5 protein-coding genes are annotated in these 3,911 nt (G+C 69.3%); 3 read left to right on the forward strand and 2 right to left on the reverse strand.

Going from position 1 to position 3,911, the window contains the following annotated elements:
- The coding region (locus tag QZT59_RS16275) for a ferredoxin (RefSeq protein WP_290818758.1) at positions 1–121 on the forward strand (121 nt) is incomplete at its 5' end.
- A gap of 81 nt (positions 122–202) precedes the next feature.
- Here the strand turns inward: QZT59_RS16275 and QZT59_RS16280 are convergent.
- A complete protein-coding gene (locus QZT59_RS16280) occupies positions 203–856 on the reverse strand; it encodes a helix-turn-helix domain-containing protein (protein ID WP_290818751.1) in 654 nt (217 codons plus the stop codon).
- A gap of 82 nt (positions 857–938) precedes the next feature.
- Here QZT59_RS16280 and QZT59_RS16285 point away from each other — a divergent pair, with 82 nt between their 5' ends.
- Both QZT59_RS16285 and QZT59_RS16290 read left to right on the forward strand, forming a co-directional pair.
- The gene (locus tag QZT59_RS16285; RefSeq protein WP_290818753.1) at positions 939–2,360 is read left to right on the forward strand and encodes a cytochrome P450; all 1,422 of its coding nucleotides are present in this window, start codon (positions 939–941) and stop codon (positions 2,358–2,360) included.
- Between the two features lie 214 nt (positions 2,361–2,574).
- Positions 2,575–3,165 carry a hypothetical protein gene (locus QZT59_RS16290; protein ID WP_290818755.1) on the forward strand — a complete coding sequence of 197 codons (591 nt, stop codon included), beginning with the start codon at positions 2,575–2,577 and terminating at the stop codon, positions 3,163–3,165.
- Positions 3,166–3,188: 23 nt separating this feature from the next.
- Here the strand turns inward: QZT59_RS16290 and QZT59_RS16295 are convergent.
- Positions 3,189–3,911: malate dehydrogenase (locus QZT59_RS16295; protein ID WP_290818756.1), on the reverse strand; the 723-nt coding region annotated here is incomplete at its 5' end.

The raw sequence follows: 3,911 nt of genomic DNA on the forward strand, positions 1-3,911 counted from the left end.
CGGCGTCTTCGCCCGCGAGGTGCCCGAAGACGCCGAACTCGATGCGAAGTTCGCCGCGCGCACCTGTCCGGTCGACGCGATCACGATCTACGACGACGACGGCGAGCAGTTGATCCCCTGAATGCGTTCTTTACCGCCGGCGCCGGAACGGGGCGGGCCGCGAGGCTACAGCCGGCGGTCGGCGCCCGTGCGCTCCCCCTCCTCACCGTGCCAGTGCCGCGTCCACGAGCGCCGACTCTGCCTTCCGAAGCAAGCTCGAGGCTGCGCTCTCGGAGCAGTCGAGCGCGTCGGCGACGTCGGCGAGCGATCCGGTGCGCGGGACGTCGTAGTAGCCGATATCGCGGGCGACGTCGAGCGCCTCGAACTGGCGAGCGGTGAGCCGACCGGCGAGCGTTTCGGCGCGACGCTGGTGCTCGCTCACCCGCTCGACGGTGACGCCGATCTCCGCGGGGAACCGATCGAGGAGTACGGCCAGCGCGTCTGGCTCCCCGAGGACGGTGACGTGGACCCGCTCGCGGCCGGTGTAGACGATCGGCGGGACGATAACCAGGCCCGGAACGTCGAACGACCCCATCAGGGCGGCGTTGGCGCCCTGGAGATCCATCTCGACGTAGGCGTAGAACGTGTCCTCGTCGACCGCCGTGATGTCGAACCGTTGGACGACGTCGAGTTCGGCGGCAGCACTCCCGAGCACCTCGCGGTCGCCGACGATCAGGGAGAGAAAGCGGACGGTCTCTCGCTCCGGGTCGACGGCCCAGGAGCGTAGCTCCTCGCGATGGAAGGCCCGCTCGGCGGCCTCCGGCGCGGGCAGCTGCATCTCGGGCGGGAGCCGCAGGGTCAGGTCGGCCGACTGCACGGTCGTTCCGTCTCGGTCTACTAATAAAAGAGTTCAGCTCTTCGGACGAACGACGACGTTAGTCGGAATCGAAACTCCGCACATGACCGACGCGCGATCCGCGAGCGACGAGGGGATGACGAATCGGGTCGACGATACCGCTGCCAAAGCGCCCGTCCGAACGCCGCCTGGCCCCCGTGGGCTCCCACTGCTCGGGAGCACCCTGTCGATCGCTCGGGATCCCGTGGGCTTCCTGGAGGCCGTCCCGGAGTACGGCGACGTGGCCCGCTACGAAGCCTACGGCCGGGAGTTCGTCGTCGTGACCTGCCCGGATCTCGTCGAGGAGGTTCTCCTCGTGCGCAGCGACGAGTTCTGGCGCGGCGAGTTCGAGGGCGAGTTCGGCGAGTTCCTCGGGATCGAGGGGGTGCTCTTCGCCGAGGGCGACGAGTGGCACCGCCAGCGGCTCATGCTCCAGTCGGCGTTCACCCCCGATCGGGTAACCGCCTACGCCAACGAGATGGTCGCCGAAACCGCGCGACTCGTCGACGGCTGGGCGGACGGCGAGGTCGTCGACGTGAACACGGTCTCGTCGGCGCTCACCCTCCGGGTACTCACGCGCTCGCTGTTCGCCATCGAACTCGACGGCGAGCGCGCCGCGGACGTCCGCCGGTGGGCGGAGGCGATGGGCGACTACCTCGACGCTACGACCTTCGGGGTCCGAGCGCTGCTGCCGTCCTGGGTGCCGGATCGGCGGGCGCGCGCGTTCCGGCGGGCCACCGACGACGTCTCCGCGCTCGTCGAGGAGCTGGTGGCCGAGCGCCGCCGCGAGGGGGCCGACGGCGACGACCTGCTCTCGCTGCTCGCGCGCGCCGAGGCGCCCGACGGCTCGCAGCTCGACCCGACCGAGGTCCGCGACCAGCTGCTCATCTTCCTCATCGCGGGCCACGAGACCACCGCGACCGCGCTCACCTACGCCTGCTGGCTGTTGGCCGGCGACGACGCGGCCCGCGAGCACCTGGACGACGAACTCGACTGCGTCCTCGGCGGTCGGGATCCGACGGCGGCCGACCTCGAGGACCTGGTCTGGACCGAGGCCATCTGCCGCGAGGCGATGCGGTGCTACCCGCCGTTTCCGTTCCTCGACCGCGAGCCGCACGAGCCGACGACCCTCGGCGGCTACCGGATCGAACCCGGCACGACAGTCCAGTTGAACGCCTACGGCGTCCACCGCGACGAGCGGTGGTGGGACGACCCCGAGGTGTTTCGGCCCGGGCGGTGGGTGACCGACGACGGCGAGGAGCTGGTCGACGCCAGGCTGGCAGGCCGCCCGGAGTACGCCTACTTCCCGTTCGGTGGCGGGCCGCGTCACTGCCTCGGGATGCGCTTTGCGATGACGGAACTACAGCTGACGCTTGCAACCCTGGCGCGGCGAGTAACCGTCGAGCGCGTCACCGAGTCGCTCGAGCCGTCGATCCGGGTGAGCCTCGATCCAGGGACGGTCGAGCTGCGGGTCCGAAAGCGGTGATCGTCCGACATCTCGCTCGCGTCGTCCCCGGACGTCGAACCCTCGGCCGGACCGAGGCGGCGGTAGCGCCAGTTCCCACTCTTGCAGCCGCCTCTCAGCGGGTTTACGTCGCTGGACGATCCGTCCCCGCCCCGAGAGCGTACGGCCTCGTCGATACCGAACGGCGATACCGCTCGGAAGAAGACTTATTCCTCTCAGCCGACAAGTACACCGTATGCCCCTAAGCCGGAGACGGTCCCTTGCGGTCGCGGGCGTCGTCGGCCTCGGCGGCGGATACGTGGCGCTGTCGAGGCTATCCAGCGGCTTTTTGGACGCTCCCGACGAGCGACGCTACGAACTGGGCCGCGCGGCCGTACTCTCGGTTGGCGGGATGCCCGATCGGGACTTCGAACTCCAGGACGACGGGGAGACGGTCGTCGTCGAATACGACCACGGGGAGGTCGGGGTCTACGACGTCTACGAGTGGGCGCCCGGCGTCGCCGCGGCTGTCGCGAGCGAGACGGTCGCTCGGGTGCTCCGGACGCGGATCCCGACCGAGACCCTCGCGATCGGCTTCGGTGCGGTCGACCTGGATCGCGTTCGTGACGGCGGTACGGACCCGCCGGCGTTCGACGCCGAGATCGGCCCGATCGTCACCTGGCCGGTGTCACTCGACGATGCGGGATCCGAGTCGGTGAACCCGACGTTCGACGAGGTCGTCGACGCCACTCCGCGGTCCGTCGACGCCACCCTCGACTTCGACGGCCGCGAATACGCGGGTCGACTGCCAGTCGTCTGCGAAGCGGTCCGAAGAGAACCGTACTGACTGCAGCGATCTCTGTGCCGATTTCAGGCGATCTTCTCGTACTGCTCGGCGAGCTTGTCGGCGGCTTCGCCCAGCTGCTCCGCTTCTACGTCCGAGAGCTCCCACTCGACGATCTCCTCGACGCCGTCCGAGCCGAGCTTGCAGGGGACGCCGAAGGCGGTGCCCTCGTGACCGAACTCGCCGTCGAGTTTCACGCTGCAGGGAAGCACCGCGCCGGTGTCCCGGAGGATCGCCTCGACCGTGTGGGCGACGCCGGTCGCCGGTCCCCACTGGGTAGCGCCTTTCTTCTCGATGACGTTCATCGCGCTCTCTTTCAGCTCGCCGAGGAGCTCGTCTTTCTCGTCGTCCGTGAACTCGGGGTCCCGACCGTTCACGCGAACCTTCGAGAAGACGGGGACCTGGGCGTCGCCGTGTTCGCCGAGGATGGTGGCGTCGACGTTGCCGACGGGCGCGTCGAAGCGCTGGGAGATGACGTAGCGGAATCGGGCGGAGTCGAGCCGCCCACCGAAGCCGATCACCTGTTCGCGACCGCGGTCGCCCGCCTCGTAGAGGTGGCGGTTCAGGAGGTCGACGGGGTTCGAGGTCGTCACCGAGACGTAGTCGTCGTTGTACTCGTCGAGCGAGGACTGGATATCCTCCATGATCGGCGCGTTGTCGCCGGCGAGGTCGATCCGGGTCTGGCCCGGCGAGCGCGGGATGCCCGCCGTGATGACGACGACGTCGGAGCCCGCCGTGTCCTCGTAGTC

The sequence above is a fragment of the Halovivax sp. genome (genome assembly GCA_007119345.1).
GTDB lineage: Archaea > Halobacteriota > Halobacteria > Halobacteriales > Natrialbaceae > Halovivax.

Excerpts from the sequence above, each read along its gene's own strand:
- QZT59_RS16290 (WP_290818755.1), top strand. The coding sequence starts at position 2,575 with ATGCCCCTAAGCCGGAGACGGTCCCTTGCGGTCGCGGGCGTCGTCGGC.
- QZT59_RS16285 (WP_290818753.1), top strand. The coding sequence starts at position 939 with ATGACCGACGCGCGATCCGCGAGCGACGAGGGGATGACGAATCGGGTC.